Origin of the sequence: Komagataeibacter diospyri (genome assembly GCF_043995075.1) — a bacterium.
GTDB lineage: Bacteria > Pseudomonadota > Alphaproteobacteria > Acetobacterales > Acetobacteraceae > Komagataeibacter > Komagataeibacter diospyri.
This window is the reverse complement of the sequence record NZ_CP171836.1, coordinates 2,897,179-2,912,097: the sequence shown is the minus strand read 5'-3', so window position 1 is coordinate 2,912,097 and position 14,919 is coordinate 2,897,179. Positions and strand designations below refer to the sequence as shown.

The window sequence follows — 14,919 nt, the reverse complement described above, 5'->3', positions numbered from 1 at the left end:
CCGATCAGAGAACTTTACATACTGGACGGATATATCAGCCGTTTTTTCAAACAAGGTCGAGACGGTATCCACTGCGCCGCACCGTACGGATAACCGGACGCGGCAGATCCCGCGCCGTGGCAGCCGGCGGTATTTTCCGACGCAGCCGCGTTATCAACGTATCGACCGTGCGCGCGGTGACATCGCGGTCCTCCCGTCGGCCAATCGCCTCCAGCAGCACGTCACGCGACACGACATTCCCGACCGATACGCCCATCGCCATCAGCAGCGAAAACTCCCCCGCCGTCATTGATGCCTGCTCCCCCCCGGGGGAGACAAGCTGTTTGCGCACAAGGTCAAGACGCCAGTTCCCCACCATCAGGAAAGAGGACCTGCCGCCCCTGCGCCGCAGAACGCTGCGCACCCTTGCGGCAAGTTCATCAAGTATGACCGGTTTGACCACATAATCATCGCCACCACCGTCAAGCGCCTGGATACGGTCGGCCACCTCATCGCGGGAGGTGACAAAAATCAGCGCCGCATGATCGTGTATGCGCAGCCTGCGCGTTGCCTCCCGGCTGTCGCCATCAGGCAGGTTGATATCGCACAGGACGAGATCCGGCAGGCTGGCGCTCCATTTTTCCTGCATTTCCGCCACACTGCCCGCAACGATAACCCGGTAGCCGCACCGTTCCAGATAACGCCGCATTACACCTTGCAATTCCGGGGCGTCCTCAACGAGCAGGATCGACTGCGCCTCAGCCATGGGGCCGTCGTGTTTCATGTGACTACTTTTCCAGAAAGGGTCTGTTCGGCAGGAGTGACGCGCGTAATTGTCGCCTCCAGCGCCACCATCAGGTGATGCGCCACATCCAGCCGCGCCGGATCCGCGCACAGCACTTTTTCGACGTCCATCGCAATCCGCCCGAGGCCAGCAAAACCAAAAACCGGCGCGCTGCCCCTCATCCGGTGGGCCACGCGCCGTATACGCTCACCGTCCTCGTTAGCCATGGCGTCGCGTATCTCCGACAGGCATTCCCGACACGCCGCGGCAAAGACAGGCATTTCCGCCGCGATGGAAAAACCGGCGTCCGATGTGTCCGCCCCCCTGCGCATGTCGCCACCACACAGACCGGCAATAGTGGATAAAAGCACGTCGAAGGAGACCGGCTTGGCAACGGTTTCGTTAATACCGCTCACCCGGTAACGCACGATGTCCGGCCCCATGACGTTTGCCGTCACGGCGATGATCGGCATGGCCGCCGTCGTGGCGTCGACACTCGCACGGACATGCCGGGCCACATCTTCTCCCGGCATGTCCGGCAGCACCATGTCGAGCAGCATCACGTCGAAATATCCATCCTCCAGTTGCGACAGCGCCTCCGCCCCGGACGCGGCGACGACGATATTCATCCCGTAAGGCACAAGCATTTCCAGCATGACCAGCCGGTTTTCCGGCGTGTCCTCCACCAGCAGAACCGACAGGCCGGCGCGGGGCGTCAGTGCGTCCTGCGTGGCCCCGACCGGGATCGCACCGGCCTCCCTGAGGGGAAGGGTGAAGGTAAACCTGCTGCCGCCTTCGATATTATCCAGCGAGACGCGCCCGCCCATCGCGACCGCAAGCCTGCTGACGATGGCAAGACCCAGTCCGGACCCGGGCACGAATTCCGTATCCGGGCCACGCACGAATTCATCAAACACGCGGTTCAGCACATGCGGCGGAATTCCGGGGCCGGTGTTGGTCAGTTCAAATACGACCTCCCACACGCCCGGACCACGGCGCCATGCCCGGACGACAAACCGAACTGACCCTGTTTTCGTAAACTTCAGCGCATTATCCAGAACATTCCCCAAAAGCTGATGCAGCCTTGTCGGATCGCCCGATATCGCCGTGGGCAGAAAATCGAATTCGCGGGTAAAACCCAACCCCTTTTCCGCGCACCGTTCAACCATGACGTCCGCGAACCGTGCGCACAGATTTTCAAGGTTGAAAGGCACATGGACGATCTCGATCCGGGCTGTCTCCAGACTGGACATGTCAAGTACGTCATCCAGAAGCCGCACGAGACCCGCCCCCTCGAACCGCATGAGTTCAAGCCTGCGTCTCTGGTCCTCACGCGGGCCATCACGCAGCATCAGGCTTGTCATGCCGAATATGGCGTTCAGCGGCGTCCGCACCTCATGGCTCAGATGCGCGAGAAAACGGTCCTTGTTCCGTGCATCGTTCTCCGCCCGGTCCTTGGCGCGATGCAGTTCGGCCAACGTCTGTTCGATCTGCTGCGTCCGTTCAGACACCTGCGCCTCCAGACTGGCATTCAGCAGCGCAAGGTCGTTCGAAAGGATACGGACATGGCTGAGGGACGCCACAAAACGCTGCCCGAGGATAATGATGTGAAAGAACAGCAGCATCAGCCCGCCAAGCGGCGCAAGGTCGGTTCCATACCGCCACCAGTGGGCATACATCATGCCGTCATGCAGGACGCAGGTAATGAAGATCACGACACCAAGACCGAGGATTTCGGCGCTGGTTTCCTTGTTGCGGATCGCCCTGACGACGCACCATGTGTAATACCAGGCGGAACATATCAAAAACAGGATGGAAACATCGCGAAACCGGGTAAACAGCGCCACCGGGGTCAGGATCGTCAGCAGACATCCCATCGCCGCCGAAACCTGGATAAACCGTCCCGCGAAACGATGCAGACAACCCGGAAAAAATTCCCATAGCAGCCGGAAATAGATCGGCCACGACATATAGATGGTCAGGTATTCCAGCCGATAGAGAAATGTAGCCGACAGCGAAGGAAACATCCGCGTCAGCAGGCCACTGGTACAGCCCAGCCGCGCGGCAAGGAATATGATCAGTACAAGCAGCCAGCCCCAGCCACGTGAATGGGTCGTCACGCCAAAAGCCGCGATATAGAACGCAAGGATCAGGAGCGCACCCAACACCCCGGCATCAAAGACAAGCCTGAATTCAAGGGCCTGCCAAAGGTCATCATGGGCACCGACCAGCACGGAACCAAGGATCCCGCCCTCGAAATGAAAATGATTGGAAACCTCCACGGCGAGGGTAAGCGTGGAATGCCCCGGTTCGATCGATACGAGCTGATTCAGCAGGGTACGCGGCGTTTCATTGCCCGCGCGCAGGCCCGGCGTCCCTGATTGGGAAACCACATGCCCGTCCACCCACACGCGCGAGGCCGACAGGATCTGCGGGATCTGGAGTGTCAGCTGCGGGACGTTACCCGGCAGGTGCACGACCATGCGATAGGTAATGGCCCCAAATCCAGCGGGTCGATTATCGTTGCCCTGCCGACAGACGCTACTGGCATTCCACAGGCCAGGCACACGAAGCGTTCCATCCGGCACCAGCGCATCCCCCGATGGCAGGGAAAGATGCGCCCCGTCCAGTCTGCAGAAAACCTGCCATTCACCATCAAGGGGAATGGTGTGTCGCGCATCCCACTGCTGGAGATCAATGACGCCATTGCGTACGACCGCCCGATACATATCCTCGGCCACGCCCCCCGAAGTGCGAAAGGTCGCAACCAGACCAACCGACACCAACAGGATCAATACTGACCAGAAATGCCAGCCCCGGCCATCCGGAAGATGCTGGAAATGCATCACGTCCCCTTTGCCGGCGCATTGTCGGGCGTGATCGCGTGCCCGCACATCAAAAGAACCACGGACGGACACAGGAACCCGGACGTAATCTTAAATACTTCCTGATTATGGATCGTTTTTTGTAAAAACCGCACATAACGTCCCGCAGCCCGGTATATTGCCTGACGCAGATGCACGGCCCCAATCGCCAGCACGGCCATGACAGACGCACCTGACAATCGAAATGTATCTCTGACAAAGCTTTATTTTCGGGCTCCACTTCCAGCTGATTTGTAATTACATGGTGCTGGCGCTACTGTTTCAGGAGCGCGTAGGACCTATGCAGTATGGGTATAGTCTGCCCCCGGCGCACAAGCGTGACAATCGAAAATACGGTGAGTTTGTCAACGCAGGTTGACAATTCATTCCGGCGGAGGAACTTTCCGCGACAGGCGGCACGATGGCGCGTGCTGTTTCCCGCCTGAAGCAGCCCCTGCCGTAACGGTCTACAGCCGCGTCGGGGGCCATTCATGAAGCGCTGCCCAATCCTGTACGGCCTGTCCGTCATGCTGGCATGCCAGACGTGACGAATCCCACCGACATGGTGGACGGCACAGGCGGTCCCGGACAAACCTGTCCGGGGCAGGGGCGCCAGTATAATGATCCCATCATCATGGGCTTCTCCCGGACCCACTTCTCCGGCGCGGAGCCTTTCACCGAATGCCGGCGGGCACCTGGTCTCCGTCCCTGCGCCGCCATGCGACGGGACGGACATGCAGGCCCTGCATGCAGCAGCCCTCGTTGTTCGATATCGCGCGCCAGTGCCTCAATCGATAATCCGGATTTCACGCGCCGGACGTTGGACTACGACAACACCAGCCTGCTGAAGGGAGATGTCACGAGACGAACTCAGGGTGATTTTCGGGATAGCGGTCGCCATGGCGAAAAACTCTACGACGGCCGGACAGCATGTTTCATAAGGCGGTCCTGCGGAACAAGCTGTTCTGAAAGCAGCAACCCTTTCAGGGTGCAGGTTGCCCGCAATGCATTATGTCCCCTGCACTGCTTGGGGACAGTTTAAAAAATCGATTTTGGAAATATCCTGCAATCATATGGAAGTTTCGGAAAATATTAAAAAATCAGAAACCAAAAAGTTTTATTTCTATTTTCCATAAATTTTCAAATGCTCGAAAATAATTTTTACAAAGTGCATTTAAAAAATATTATTACTTATTTTTTTAACCAGTAATTGATTATTAATATAAAGAGTATGCAATAAAAAACAAAATCAATGCATTCATAAAATTAACAAAATATTTCTATTCTGTTTTATACATAATAACCCTGTAACGAACAAAAAATACCCACCTGAACAAAGTATGCGAACAGCAGAAAAGTTCCCTGACTACAATAATTTATGAACAAAAATATCTCATGGGCCGATTCAGGGCATGGAAAACCGTCGAAAGTGTGTGATTTGTACCAGTCCCGCCATTCCTGAACCGAACTGTTTTTTTTGTGATTGTTGTCTGAGATACGGTAAATGTATGGTTAAGATGTGGCGGAACATGATGTCCGTTCTAATCATTTTCAGGTTCTGATGGGCCTGAAGCAAAAAATGTGCGCGTGTTCTGTTCACGGTGCAAATAGAAACATGCGTTTCCTGTCATTTACCAAATAACGCTCCGCTCTCGGACTTACTGGCTGGTGGACTTCTGATGAATACCGACGTAGCCATTATAGGGGCTGGCCCCTATGGACTCTCCCTCGCTGCCCATCTGCACGACAGGGGAGTAAACTTTCGTATTTTCGGACGCCCGATGGGGTTCTGGCGCGAACATGTCCCCGCCAGCCTGCGGTTGAAGGCGGAAGGGTTCGCACTGGACCTGTTCGACCCCGCCCGCCGGTCAACCCTTGCACGGTTCTGCAAGGAACGGGGATATCCCTATGCCCCCATCGGGGTGCCCATTCCCGCCGGGGTTTTCAGGGAATATGGCGAAACGTTCCAGAAAACCCATGTGCCGCAACTGCAACCATGCCATGTCACGCACCTGTCGCGCACGCTGGAAGGGTTTGTCGTGCATCTGGACAATGGGGAAACCGTCATGGCGCGTAATGTGGTCATGGCGGTGGGGATCGAACATTTCGCCTATACACCCCCGGCCGTGCGCAGCCTGCCGCCCGAGCGGATCAGCCATACATTCGATGAAATCGCGTTCGAACGCTTCGCGGGCAAACGGGTCGCCGTGATCGGGGCAGGTTCGTCAGCGGTGGATACGGCGTGTTTCCTGCATGAAGCGGGCGCACAGACCTTTATCTGTACCCGCAGGCCCAAGATCTGGATCAATCATCCCCCCCGCGACATCAGCGGCCTGAAGCTGCTGTGGACCCGGTTCAAGAAACCCATTTCAGGTCTGGGCACGGGGTGGCGGTCACGCATGGCCTGTGACCTGCCCGATGTGTTTCACATGCTGCCCGCACGCCTGCGCCTGCGCATTACGCGTGGCCATCTGGGACCGGCGGCGGGGTGGGTGACAGGTCAGGTCGTGCGCGACCAGGTGCCGATCTGGCTGAACGTCGATCTGCAATCGGCACGGATGCACGATAACGTCGTGCATCTGGAATTCCGCGATACACAGGCAGGCAAGCCACGTGTCGTGGATGTCGATCATGTTTTCCTGGGCACCGGGGTCAAAGTGGATGTGGAACGCATTCCATTCCTTGACCGCGTACTGGCCCGCGCCATCCGCACCGAAGACAACATGCCCGCCCTGTCGCACAGCTTTGAATCAAGTGTGCCCGGGCTTTACTTCATCGGCCCCATGGCGGCAGGCAGTTTTGGTCCCCTTTTACGCTTTGCCTGGGGCGCGCGCTTTGCCGCACGCCGTCTCAGCGCCCGGCTGGGGCGGCAATCCGTGCCACAGCCTGTCCCACAGCCCGCATTCGCGTCGTGACACCCATGCGCGCCTGATCCTGCATCCTGACATGAGCTGGAAAGTCCCGAAACATGAAAAACGATTTTACAGTTCTCATCATCTCTTCCGTGTGGTGGTCCGCCATTACGCGCGCCGCGGTGGAATTCATCGAAAGTGGGGTGGAGGTCCACGCCATCTGCCCGGCCGGACATTCCCTGCGCTGCCTGAAGGCGATCGAAAGCATACGGAACTATCCCTATGTCGCGCCGACCGTGGCGCTGGCTGGCGCCATTGCGCAGATCCGGCCCGACCTGATCATCCCGGCGGATGACCGGGTCGTCGTAACCCTGCACCAGGTTTATGGTGAAGCCGACCCCACAACGGCCATGGGCCGGCTGTGTCGCGATACGATCGAACGGTCACTGGGGCGACACGAATATTTCGCCTATGCTCAGACACGGCTCAGCCTGATCAATGTCCTGCGCGAACAGGATATTCCCACACCCGCCGCCACCAACCCTGCCACCATGAATGATGTCAGGCGATGGTGCGCCAGCACACCCGGACCATGGGTGTTCAAGCGCGACCGTAGCTGGGGTGGGTCCGGCGTAGTGATTGCCGATACGCAACAGGAAGCTGAAAGCGGCTTTCATCGCCTGTCACACCCGGTGCGCATGGTCTGCGCGCTGCGTGTGCTTCTGGCGGACCGCGATATCTATTCCTTCATGGAAGCGACGGAGCGCCGTCCGTTGCCTGTCATGGCACAGGCGCATGTAACCGGCATGCCCGCCAATATCATGGTGGCCTGCTGGGAAGGGGAAGTGCTTGGCACGCTTGGGGTCAATGTCGTGTCCTATCAGGGGCGCACGGGGGCGGCGACAGTCATCGAGATCACACAGTCCGCCGATATGGAACGCGCGGCACGGGTCACCTGCGCCACATTGAAACTGTCGGGTTTTTTTGGCCTGGATTTTGTACGTTGCGCAAAAACCGGCACCTATCATTTCATAGAAATGAATCCCCGACTGACCCAGATCGGGCATCTGTGCCATGGCGGCAATACCCTGATCCGCCGCCTTTTGCAGCATGTGCGTGGCAGGGCGCAGGTGGCCGTACCCTCCGCCGCCATGGAACTGCACGAACGCACCATGATCGCCCTGTTCCCGCAGATCCTGCGCACCGAGCCAGAGACACTGAACAGCACGGCTGCATGGATCGACATTCCGTGGCGATACCCTGAACTGGTGGAAGAACTGCTGCGCCGTCCGTGGCCCCGGCGCGGGTCGGTCGCGCGGCTGGAGGAACGCCTGCGGCCCAACATGCCCTATGGCAAGTCTGTGGACCGGGGGGAAGCTCTGGGCAAACTGTCCACGCTGCTGCGGGCAGGCATGGTCACGGACATGCCCATGGCCGCCCTGTGAAATATTAAAAGTTTCTGGGTGCCGCCTTTTTTCAGAAAGGCGGCGTCTTCTGAAGCTTTTTGAAAAAAGCTTCACCAGAAATTTCCTTACGTTTCACAGACAGGCTTTTGAAACAGTTCAGGCATGTGAAAGGATGGACTGACGGATCATGTCGGATGGCTGTGGCCGACCCAGCAGGAAGCCCTGAACCTGATTGCACCCAAGATCATTAAGGTGCGCCCACTGATCATGTGTTTCCACCCCTTCCGCCGTGATGGGGATATCCATGCTCTGCGCAAGGCTGATAATGGCCTGTATGATGCCCGATGCGCTGCGTTCGGGCAGTTCCTGCACGAAGGAACGATCGATCTTGATTTTCTGGAACTGGAAGGAACGCAGGTATCCCAGCGAGGAATAGCCCGTGCCGAAATCATCCAGCACGATACTGCATCCGATCCGGCCCAGTTGTTTCAGGATGTCGCGGTTGGTGGCGCTGTTCTGGACAAAGATGTTTTCCGTAATCTCGATTTCCAGCCGATGTGGCGCAAGACCTGAACACGCCAGCGCATTTTCGACGATGCTGAGGAAACGTGGATTACGTAACTGGATGGGGGACACATTCACCGCGATCTTGACCTGTGCGGGCCAGTCCACCGCTTCCATGCAGGCCGCCCGCAGGACCCACTCCCCCAGATCATGAATCAGGCCGTTTTCTTCCGCCAGTCCCACAAACTGGTCCGGCGGGATCATACCGTGCGTGGGATGGTACCAGCGCACCAGCGCTTCACATGCGCTGATCCGGTTACCCGGCATTGAATACAGGGGCTGGAAATGCAGGCTGATTTCGCTGCTGGCAATGGCGGCACGCAATTCATTGCCCAGCCGCACACGCGTCTGGATTTCATCACGTAATGCCGCATCAAAGAACTGGAAACCATTCCGCCCCTGTGATTTGGCGCGATACAGGGCTATATCGGCATATTGCAGCAGGGTTTCAGCGTTATCCGCATCCTGCGGGTACAGCGCCGAACCCACGCTGGCGCCAATGACAATATGATGGCCGTCAATGATATAGGGTTTACTGACGGTTTCGACAATTTCACGTGCCCGGCCTGTCAGTTCCACCGGTTCGGGAACAAGCGGCCAGATAATGGCGAATTCATCCCCACCCAGCCGGGCCACCAGATCTTCGGGCCGGCTGCATGCCCGCAGCCGTTCCGCCACCAGCCGCAGCAGCGCATCCCCTGCGGCATGGCCATACACGTCATTGACCGTCTTGAAGTAATCAAGATCGATACACAGTAATGTGGCCCCCTGCCCGCCCGCACACAGCGCATCCAGCCGGGAACTGAATAGCGCACGGTTGGCAAGGCCGGTCAGCGGGTCATAATGCGCAAGCTGTTCGACCTGATGCTGGGCATTGCGTCTTTCCGTGACATCATCGGCCACGCACAGTTCCCAGCGCGGCCCCCCGCGTTCATCCGTAATCGTGACATGGCGGGTGGAAATGGCGCGCTGTTCGCCGTGCTGGTTGCACAGGACCTGTTCACGCACGCCCTGCTGTTCCGCATCGGGGCGGCTGACCAGCAGAAACCCGATTTCATCCGCACAAAAAACCTGCGCGGTATCCTTTTCAAGCAGCAGGTCACGCCTGCATCCCATCATCTCCTCGGCCGCACGGTTGACCAGCACGGGATGCCCGTGCCGCACGGAACGGACAACAAGGGCGGATGGGATATTTTCTACAATCGTATCAATGAATAACTTGTCGCGTAATATCTTTTTATTTGCCCGGCGCAGTTCTTCCGCTGCATTTTCAAGGCTGGCGGCGGACGCCACCGCATGGGAATGGGATGCGTTAATCAGGTCCAGCGCCGATCCCGTCCCCCGGTAATATCCATTTTCCGTAACAATATAACCGCGTATCAGGTCGGATGGCTGACCCATCAATGTCTGGGCCGTAAAATCGGATGCCGATACCCGTGCATCAATCATGACCGGGCTGGCGTCCATCAGTAAGGCGACGGGGCGGCGGTTGAAAAGCGCGTGCCCGAATTTGCCTGATACTTTCAGAAAAAAAGCCTGCCGCTCAACCAGACCGACAGGCACATCATCCTCACCCACAACTGCAACCAGCATCAGTTCAGGGTCTGCATGAAAAAGATCGAAAAGACATTCCCCCAGATCAGAAGGCCTGATGACGGGACCCTTCCTGGCGATGTCCCCCATGACAAGAAAGGGAGACGGCCCTGTCTGTGCAGAAATATCCATTATTCCATTCCCCACATCAATTACTTATTGTTGTATTTTTTTTATTTAATAATTTATTGCTGAACAAAACCTGGGCATTATGAAAAAGCAGCCTGCCAGTACCCGTATGGCACTGGCAGGCATGACATCATGAAATGATGGAAAGCGTTTTAGAACGCTGCCTGGATACGTCCGGCGACGGAGTTGCCGTGACGGCCCATGATGTCATAAAGCGAGGTGCTGCCACTGCTCGCCTTGTTATCATCGCTGACAATGAAGTGGTTGAAGTCAAGCATGAAGCGGAAGTGACGGTTGGGATACCAGTTCAGCCCGGCCGACCAGACCGTCTGCTGGCCGCCGCGGATGGCGTTGGCCGAGTTCAGGTTGCTGTTCAGGTCGGTCACGCTGTAACGCGCGGAGACTTCCAGCGCGCCCCAGTACCCATTTGCGGGATCAAAGGCATGATCCACGCCGGGCGCCGCAAATGCGCCTTCCTTGATGTTATAGGAACGCGGCTTGCCGAAAATGGTGTAGTTGGCCGCACCATAGTAACCGGTGAAGTTGACCGTACCCTGATCGGCAGCACTGGCGCTGGAATTGTTTCCGCGCGTGACCCCGATATTATAGTACTCACCCTTCAGCACCAGCCGCTTCCAGCGGAAGCCCAGTTCCGGGCCTGCCGACCAGATGCTGCCTACGTTGCCAACAGTTGCACTCAGCAGCTTGGTGGTGGTCAGGTCAACTTCCGGCTGTTCGGCGAATGTCGCCGAACGGTCATCAGACGCCGTCGTCTGCGCCACCTTGAAGGCGCTGATCGCCGACACGCCGACATGCACATCTATGTCCTTGGACACATAGGGGCGGCCCGCGACACGGAAGGTGCCGCCCGTCTGGCTGTCATACCCGGCGGCACGCTTGCCGTAACTCTGCCCCGTCAGGTAACCCGCGATCCACCAGCGCTTGCCATAATGCAGGGCGCCCACGCTCATACGGGCGTCACCGGCTGCGATGTTACGGACGATATCGGTAATGGCGGGACGTTCCATCATCTCGAATTCGTTCGAGCTTTCGGAATCTTCTTCCGTCACGCGCGGCTGGAAATAACCTGCAGTGATGACTGTGTTATGGAAGCCGGCATAGTTCAGGTTCGCCTCATACAGCGTGGCCGAACCATCTGCATTGGACGACCCGAAATCCGGGGTGATGTTCGCAATCCAGTTCTTGTACCGGAACGAGATGGGGATACGCAGGCGGCGGGCGTTTTCAGTCAGGCCTTCGTAATCGCCCTTCTTTTCCCCACCACGCGGGGACATGCCCATGAAACCACCAATATCTTCATGGAAGGCCAGGCCGATGGACATGGCATACATGCCGTCATCAGATGAAATGGTCGGGCGCCCGCCGGGGAAACCCACCATCATGCCACCCATATGCAGGGCTTCTTCCTTTTCCGTCGCGGCGCGAAACGATTCCCAGGACGACGTCACGCCACGGTCAGACGGGGGCGTGCCCAGATCGGCCCGCTTCATAAGGCTGCCCATTCCGGTGCCCGTGCCGCTATCGCCACCGATATGGATATCACGTGCGTAGCTGTCGGGCAGCGGCTCACCCTTGCCTGCTGCAACCCGACGGGCCTGTGCCGCGTTAGCTGCGGGGGTATTGCGGGCTTCGGCACGGACCAGACGCTGGCGCAGCACACTGATCTGGCCAGACATTTCACGACGCATTTCCTGCATCTCACGCTGCAGGGCCTGTATCTGCTGGGCATCCGACGCGGATGCCGCATGAGCCTGATGGAAGGAGGATGCGCCCCAAAGGGCAGATGAACCAAGCAACAGCGAAACAGCGGACCGGCGGATCATATTAATCATTCCGTAATGAAGGGTGAGTTCATTTAGAATGGGCGCACAGTTTTGTGTGTTATGTTTCCGATACAGTTTTATTAAGGATTTATGACAGTCCTGAATGCACAAAAGCCGCCCGGAAACCGGGCGGCTTCATACTGTCATTACTCTGCGGTTATATTATTTGGCCGCATCCCACTGCTGCAGGATATCGGTTTTCACATTCGCCGGCACCGGCACATAATCAAGGCGGTAGGCAGCGGCGTCCCCGTTTTTCAGCGCATAACCAAAGAATTTGCGCACTGCGGGTCCATGTTCGGTCTTGTTCGTCGGCACTGGCACCAGCACATAGGTGGGGGAAACAATCGGCCATGCCCCCGCCCCACTGGTATCCAGCAGATCAACGGCGAAATGCGATGCATCCTTCCAGTCCGCGGCTTCGGCCGCACGGCTGAAGCTGTCCATGCCGGGGGCAACATAGGCGCCGCTGTGGTTCTTCAGCTTGACGGTGGTCATGTGCGCATTGGCGGCAAAGGCATATTCGACATAACCAATCGCCCCTTCCGTATTGCGCACGGATGCAGCCACGCCGTCATTGCCACGTGCGCCAATCCCGCCGGGCCATGAAATGGAAGCGCCTGCCCCCTGCCCTTCACGCCATTCCGGAGACACGCGGGCCAGATAACCGGTGAAAACCGCCGTCGTACCCGATCCGTCCGCACGATGCACGGTGGCGACGGGGGTATCAGGCAGCTTCAGGCCGGGGTTGAGGGCCGCGATCTTCGGATCATTCCACTGTTCAATCTCGCCACGGTAAATGGCGGCCAGTGTCGGGCCATCAAGCTGGATCTGGTTGGCGGCGATGCCTGGCAGGTTGATGACCGGCACGATCCCGCCCATGACGGTCGGGAACTGGAACAGGTGTGCATTTTCCAGCTTCTGGCGATCCATGGGCACATCGGATGCGCCAAAATCAACCGTGCCCGCCAGAATCTGGTTCTGTCCGGCGCTGGACCCCACGGTCTGGTAATTCAGGTTGACGCCAGCAGCGCTCCGTCCGTCAGCCCCCCATGCCCCGTAAATGGGCGCGGCAAAACTGGAGCCGGCACCGGTAATATCCGCAGCATGCGCCATGACCGGCAATGCGGTCGCCAGCAGGGCACATGTAAGAATTCGAGCAGGAAAGTACATAATACTCATGTTCTCCGACATGAAGAAGACAGACGTGTCTGGCTATCCAACAGACATGGAGGGAACATTAGGAAACTGCTGAAACAAATAACAATGATATGTCCATGACAGTTTTATGAAGGATTAATGAAATTTCCTGCCCCACTGAGGGCACTACAAAATAAAAAGGCATGGAATGACCGCAGCCACTCCATGCCCCACACAGGATCGTTTTCGTTTACCTGACTGAACGGATCAGGGACGGCTGTACGCGTCTTCCAGCCTGACGATGTCATCCTCGCCCAGATAGGGGCCGGACTGCACCTCGATCAGGGTCAGGGGAATACGTCCGGGATTTTCCAGACGGTGCACGGCCCCCAGCGGCAGGTAAACACTTTCGTTTTCACGTACCAGGATCATTTCCTCATTCCGCGTCACCTGCGCCGTCCCTTCCACCACCACCCAGTGCTCGGCACGGTGATAATGTTTCTGCAGCGACAGTTTCTCCCCCGGTTCCACCACGATCCGCTTGACCTGAAAACGGCTGCCTTCGATCAGGGTCTCATAAAAACCCCACGGGCGGTAACAGCGGCTGTGAGTGGTCGCTTCCTTACGGCCATTCTTTTTCAGCCGGGACACGATGGCCTTTACATCCTGCGCATGGTCGCGATGTGTCACCAGCACCGCATCGTCATTGACCACCACCAGCAGGTCTTCAACCCCGGTTACGGCCGTCAGGACGCCATCAGTGCGCACGTAGCTGTTGGATGTGTTGAACACCGCGACGTCACCAATGGTCACGTTGCCATGGTCGTCTTTCGGCCCCAGTTCCCATAATGCGTCCCAGCTTCCCACATCGGACCAGCCGAAATCACCGGGGATCACGGTCATGAGACTGGTACGCTCGGCCACCGCGTAATCAATGGAGATATCGGGCGAACTGGCAAAGGCTGTCGCATCCAGCCGTTCAAAATCAATATCCGACTTCCGTTCCTGCACGGCCTGCCGCACGGCGGTCAGGATGGCAGGTTCGTATTTTTCCATTTCCTGCAACATGGTGCGCGCAGTGAACACGAACATGCCGGAATTCCATAGGAACTGCCCTGATTCCAGCATGCGGGCGGCATTCGCGGCATCAGGTTTTTCAACAAAGCGTGCAACGCTGCAGGCACCATCATACCCGTCCAGCGGCGCGCCCTTTTCAATATAGCCATACCCCGTTTCCGCCTTGGTAGGCGTCATGCCGAATGTCACGATCCGGCCCGCACGCGCCACCCTGACCGCAATATCCAGCGCAGACGCGACATTCTCCGGTTTCTGGATCGCGGCATCCGCAGCCATGACCCACAGCACGGCGTCGGGATCGGTTTCAGCAGCCAGCAGGGCAGCCGCGGCAATGGCGGGGGCCGAGTTACGGCCAACGGGTTCCAGCAGGATGCGCGGCGCGGTAATGCCGACTTCCTTCAGCTGTTCGGCCATGACGAAGCGGTGTTCGTTATTGCAGACGATAATGGGCATGGCAAACCCTGCGCCCTGACTGCGCAGCGCAGTTTCCTGCACCATCGTCCGCTGCGAGACCAGCGGCCAGAACTGCTTGGGGTATGAACTGCGTGAAACCGGCCACAACCGGCTGCCACTGCCACCGGACAGGATAACGGGTATCACTGGTGTGGAGGGAGGCTGCGATGTTGCATGCGTGACGGAAACGACCATTCTCACTCCTGAAAAACCAGTAATCGGGGCATGATGCGG

Annotated in this window: 9 protein-coding genes; 2 read left to right on the top strand and 7 right to left on the bottom strand. The window is 57.8% G+C overall.

The annotated features are described in order from the left end of the window. Positions 1-46: 46 nt before the first annotated feature. From ACE2AA_RS13670 to ACE2AA_RS13660, 3 genes are read right to left on the bottom strand one after another with little or no spacing between them, the layout of a single operon-like run. Positions 47-763 carry a response regulator transcription factor gene (locus ACE2AA_RS13670; RefSeq protein ID WP_395370144.1) on the bottom strand — a complete coding sequence of 239 codons (717 nt, stop codon included), beginning with the start codon at positions 761-763 and terminating at the stop codon, positions 47-49. After that, complete coding sequence (locus ACE2AA_RS13665) at positions 760-3,609, bottom strand: ATP-binding protein (protein WP_395370141.1); 2,850 nt, start codon at positions 3,607-3,609, stop codon at positions 760-762. The genes ACE2AA_RS13670 and ACE2AA_RS13665 overlap by 4 nt, the downstream gene beginning before the upstream one ends. After that, on the bottom strand, positions 3,609-3,809 hold the full coding sequence (locus ACE2AA_RS13660; RefSeq protein ID WP_141302138.1) for a hypothetical protein: 201 nt from the start codon (positions 3,807-3,809) through the stop codon (positions 3,609-3,611). The genes ACE2AA_RS13665 and ACE2AA_RS13660 overlap by 1 nt, the downstream gene beginning before the upstream one ends. Before the next feature lie 1,497 nt (positions 3,810-5,306). Here ACE2AA_RS13660 and ACE2AA_RS13655 point away from each other — a divergent pair. Next, positions 5,307-6,542, top strand: coding sequence for an NAD(P)-binding domain-containing protein (locus ACE2AA_RS13655; RefSeq protein ID WP_141261987.1), 1,236 nt, complete (start codon positions 5,307-5,309; stop codon positions 6,540-6,542). Positions 6,543-6,595: 53 nt separating this feature from the next. Beyond that, positions 6,596-7,924 (top strand): ATP-grasp domain-containing protein, encoded by a 1,329-nt coding sequence (locus ACE2AA_RS13650; RefSeq protein ID WP_395370138.1) that lies wholly within the window; start codon positions 6,596-6,598, stop codon positions 7,922-7,924. A 117-nt stretch (positions 7,925-8,041) separates the two neighbouring features. On the opposite strand, the gene ACE2AA_RS13645 is transcribed toward ACE2AA_RS13650, so the two are convergent. The 4 genes from ACE2AA_RS13645 to ACE2AA_RS13630 all read right to left on the bottom strand — a co-directional run bounded on the left by ACE2AA_RS13645 (position 8,042) and on the right by ACE2AA_RS13630 (position 14,880). Continuing rightward, positions 8,042-10,174: an EAL domain-containing protein gene (locus ACE2AA_RS13645; protein WP_395370137.1), complete on the bottom strand. Its 2,133-nt coding sequence runs from the start codon at positions 10,172-10,174 to the stop codon at positions 8,042-8,044. A 149-nt stretch (positions 10,175-10,323) separates the two neighbouring features. Further along, complete coding sequence (locus ACE2AA_RS13640; protein WP_141302131.1) at positions 10,324-12,015, bottom strand: OprO/OprP family phosphate-selective porin; 1,692 nt, start codon at positions 12,013-12,015, stop codon at positions 10,324-10,326. A 162-nt stretch (positions 12,016-12,177) separates the two neighbouring features. Continuing rightward, positions 12,178-13,188 carry a phosphate ABC transporter substrate-binding protein PstS gene (gene pstS / locus ACE2AA_RS13635; protein WP_162851962.1) on the bottom strand — a complete coding sequence of 337 codons (1,011 nt, stop codon included), beginning with the start codon at positions 13,186-13,188 and terminating at the stop codon, positions 12,178-12,180. A gap of 234 nt (positions 13,189-13,422) precedes the next feature. After that, positions 13,423-14,880 (bottom strand): mannose-1-phosphate guanylyltransferase/mannose-6-phosphate isomerase, encoded by a 1,458-nt coding sequence (locus ACE2AA_RS13630; protein WP_141261984.1) that lies wholly within the window; start codon positions 14,878-14,880, stop codon positions 13,423-13,425. Between the last annotated feature and the right edge of the window lie 39 nt (positions 14,881-14,919).

Bases quoted from the DNA above. Each gene is read 5' to 3' on its own strand.
- ACE2AA_RS13640 (WP_141302131.1), bottom strand. From the start codon at position 12,015: ATGATCCGCCGGTCCGCTGTTTCGCTGTTGCTTGGTTCATCTGCCCTT.
- ACE2AA_RS13655 (WP_141261987.1), top strand. From the start codon at position 5,307: ATGAATACCGACGTAGCCATTATAGGGGCTGGCCCCTATGGACTCTCC.
- ACE2AA_RS13660 (WP_141302138.1), bottom strand. From the start codon at position 3,809: ATGGCCGTGCTGGCGATTGGGGCCGTGCATCTGCGTCAGGCAATATAC.
- ACE2AA_RS13650 (WP_395370138.1), top strand. From the start codon at position 6,596: ATGAAAAACGATTTTACAGTTCTCATCATCTCTTCCGTGTGGTGGTCC.
- ACE2AA_RS13665 (WP_395370141.1), bottom strand. From the start codon at position 3,609: ATGCATTTCCAGCATCTTCCGGATGGCCGGGGCTGGCATTTCTGGTCA.
- pstS (WP_162851962.1), bottom strand. From the start codon at position 13,188: ATGTACTTTCCTGCTCGAATTCTTACATGTGCCCTGCTGGCGACCGCA.
- ACE2AA_RS13645 (WP_395370137.1), bottom strand. From the start codon at position 10,174: ATGGATATTTCTGCACAGACAGGGCCGTCTCCCTTTCTTGTCATGGGG.
- ACE2AA_RS13670 (WP_395370144.1), bottom strand. From the start codon at position 763: ATGAAACACGACGGCCCCATGGCTGAGGCGCAGTCGATCCTGCTCGTT.
- ACE2AA_RS13630 (WP_141261984.1), bottom strand. From the start codon at position 14,880: ATGGTCGTTTCCGTCACGCATGCAACATCGCAGCCTCCCTCCACACCA.